This window comes from Mycobacterium sp. TH-M82, from assembly GCF_057473605.1.
The window spans coordinates 1-2,663 of sequence record NZ_JBYCKY010000267.1 but is presented as its reverse complement, the minus strand read 5'-3'; the positions used below and the strand labels follow the sequence as shown (position 1 = coordinate 2,663).

The window sequence follows — 2,663 nt, the reverse complement described above, 5'->3', positions numbered from 1 at the left end:
TGCACCGAACCACCGACAGCCAACGCAGCATGTTGGTGAGCGAAGTCGTCAACGAGCCCGCCCTTGGCCAGCATCGGGCGATTGCGTCGGGAACCGTTAGGAGCGGCTCATGCTCGGCGCGACGGTGCTCGTAACGCAGGGTGTCGTGACAGCCGACTTCGCGGATGACCTCGATGAGACGCTGGCGATCTTTCACTTGATCCGACCGGCCATGGCGCGGCGCGGCCGAACGCGGTGGGGCGCTCGGTGCATGCTGTGGAGACTCATGCCGGTGGCCGCACAATGCGCACCTGCCGGCGGGTGGGCCGGTGGGCAACCATGATGCCGGCTTCGATGCACGCCTCGACGCCGCGAACCGGATCGGGATCAGTGGGCCATTCCGGTTGTCCCGCAGCGTCGAACAACGCCACCGCGTTGGATGTTGCTCCGGTGCTGAACCGGGTTTGGTAGCGGATGCCCGAATGCTTGCCGCCGTCGAAAAAGGCTGCCGCCCACGCCTGCGGGATGTCGTACGACGGGCATGTGCCTATTTCACGGGTCATGCCGAAGTTTGCCGCGGCCGCCGCGCAGGTGTTCGCGAGCCAGCGCGCCGACGGAACCCGCAGCGTCGACACGCGGGTTCGAGCCGCCGCCTGGACGGTGACCACACCCTGGCGTACCAGGTCGTGGCCGAATCGCTGCCGTAGCGCGGTGCCGAGATCCGTGGCGAGATAACATGTCCCGCTGGGTTGGATCAGGTCGAAACGCCCGGACAAGTCGGAGGAGAACCACCACGGCGACCTGCCGACGGTGTGCGCCCGCTGCAGCGGCATGCCGGGCGCAAGTCGCGATCGCGGGAAACGTGATAAGTCGCGTGGCGGCGGGCCAAGTGCGGGGCGCTGGCGGTAATCGCTCACGCGGCCCAACTCGATGCGGCCTGACGTGCCGTCTCCAGCACCTGTTGCGGGTCACCGCCGTTGCGCAGCCATTCACTGGGACGGTTGCCGCCGAGGTTGTCGCTGGGCGCTCGCATCCACAGCGCGATCAGCCACGCGTCGTCGGTACCGTCCGCCAGGGACGCGAGCACATCGGTCAATGACGGCAGCGTCGCGCCGCTGTCGAGGAACTGCCATGCCGGGTAGACGACGCCGCCGTCGTCGAGGGGGCAGGCTAGGATCGCGTGCCGTGCCACCCGCTGATGCAGGGCTTGGCGGGAGATTCCTAGCCACCGGACAAGGCCCGGCGTGTCGTAGAACGGCCCCGATATCTCGTCGAAAACGTGGCCCATCGGCAACGCCGCCACCATGGCGTCGGCAACCTGCTCCGGATCGCCGAATGCTTCCGGATGAACCTGCGCTTCGCCGGCCTTCCGCAGCCTCTGGTGAACCTTCTGGCTGACCAGGCGCATTATCTGGCGCTCGAAATCCGCGAGGTCCGTCACCGTGGCTTGCCCCTTAGTCAAGCAACTATCGTCAAGTACGTCGACAGTATGCGTCAAGGATGTCAACTACATGCCGAGGAGCGGCGTGAGGCGGCCGACGGCCACCGCCCTCGGCGCATCTGGCGCCGCGGCACCGCTGACATTTCCGACTTTGCAAAACCCGGGCCGGACTGTCGGCGGCTGCACCTGAGCTAGCTGGAAAGTGAAATCTCAATGGCCGCACAATGCGCACCTGCCGGCGGGTGGGCCGGCCGTCGAGATGCGGCCCCACTTTGCCGTCGTCAGGAATCGATGAATGCGGGATCGCTGGGCTCACCTTCCGGATCGCCGGGCCAACTCCCCGTAACGTTCCTGCGCGGCCTGGCGGCTGGTGCCGAGCATGGTTGCGACCTGAGTCCACGTGTGTCCGTGCGCGCGGGCCGCAGCGACGGCGTCGGCCAACTCCGCCTGATCGCGGGCAACGGCGCGCACGGCCTCGCCGATGCGGCGCAGCCGACTGGCATCGGAATCCGGCGAAGCAATAGCTTCCGGGTTGAGTGAGTCGAGCCACTGCTCAGCGGCTGCCGCGGCTTGCTGCAGCTGTTCGCGGGTTCGGGGCATATTCATCACCTCTATAGCTGGTTGTAGAACTTGGGGCGCAGTGCCATCGCGTGGATCGCCACCGGTTGGCCGTCGTCATCGAGGACGACGACCTCAAGGAGACGGCCGGTTCTATCGGCACCGATGTAGAGGTCGCGGTCGCCCTGGTGCACGACGCGGATGGCGTTGCGGACTGCGTGAGCAATGTCCTCGTCGGCAACGCTGTGCTTGCGGGCGTTGTCCGCTACCTCCACGTACGCAGGTTAGCTTGCTCATCGATCGTAAGCAAGGTACCTTGCGTTTGCTCGCGATCGGACGACTGCCACCACGACGGCGCCGCCGACGATCGCGAACGTCAGCACCGGCACCCAGTCGCCGAATCGCTGATACAAGGTGGCCTGCGCACCCAGCGGAACATCCACCACGACGACGCCGCGATCGCTCGCCGGGCACCAGGCCAGCCGGTGGCCGCGCGCATCGAAGGCTGCGCTGACGCCGCACAGCCCGGCATGCACCGCCGGGCGGCCCACCTCGACCGCGTGCACCGCAACCTGGCTGGCCAACTGCGGTTGGGCCCAGCTGCCCTGAAACGTCGAGGTGGAACTCTGGTAGGCCAGCAGCTGGGCGCCGAGGTTCACCTCGCGGCGGGGAAGGTCGGAAAAGG

At 67.0% G+C, this 2,663-nt stretch carries 5 protein-coding genes and 1 pseudogene; all 6 read right to left on the bottom strand.

The window, feature by feature from the left end:
* Nucleotides 1-196, bottom strand: a pseudogene (locus AC2VON_RS08425) (hypothetical protein); the annotation flags it as partial.
* Nucleotides 197-263: 67 nt separating this feature from the next.
* Nucleotides 264-896: an RES domain-containing protein gene (locus AC2VON_RS08420; RefSeq protein WP_486952543.1), complete on the bottom strand. Its 633-nt coding sequence runs from the start codon at nucleotides 894-896 to the stop codon at nucleotides 264-266.
* Nucleotides 893-1,441 carry a hypothetical protein gene (locus tag AC2VON_RS08415; protein ID WP_486952542.1) on the bottom strand — a complete coding sequence of 183 codons (549 nt, stop codon included), beginning with the start codon at nucleotides 1,439-1,441 and terminating at the stop codon, nucleotides 893-895. Before AC2VON_RS08415 ends, AC2VON_RS08420 begins: the two co-directional genes overlap by 4 nt.
* A gap of 291 nt (nucleotides 1,442-1,732) precedes the next feature.
* The gene (locus AC2VON_RS08410) at nucleotides 1,733-2,020 is read right to left on the bottom strand and encodes a hypothetical protein (RefSeq protein ID WP_486952541.1); all 288 of its coding nucleotides are present in this window, start codon (nucleotides 2,018-2,020) and stop codon (nucleotides 1,733-1,735) included.
* An 11-nt stretch (nucleotides 2,021-2,031) separates the two neighbouring features.
* The gene (locus AC2VON_RS08405) at nucleotides 2,032-2,253 is read right to left on the bottom strand and encodes a hypothetical protein (RefSeq protein WP_486952540.1); all 222 of its coding nucleotides are present in this window, start codon (nucleotides 2,251-2,253) and stop codon (nucleotides 2,032-2,034) included.
* 18 nt (nucleotides 2,254-2,271) lie between these two features.
* A partial coding sequence (locus tag AC2VON_RS08400; RefSeq protein WP_486952539.1) for a nitrilase-related carbon-nitrogen hydrolase occupies nucleotides 2,272-2,663 on the bottom strand: 392 nt, incomplete at its 5' end.

Excerpts from the sequence above, each read along its gene's own strand:
- AC2VON_RS08410 (WP_486952541.1), bottom strand. The coding sequence starts at position 2,020 with ATGCCCCGAACCCGCGAACAGCTGCAGCAAGCCGCGGCAGCCGCTGAG.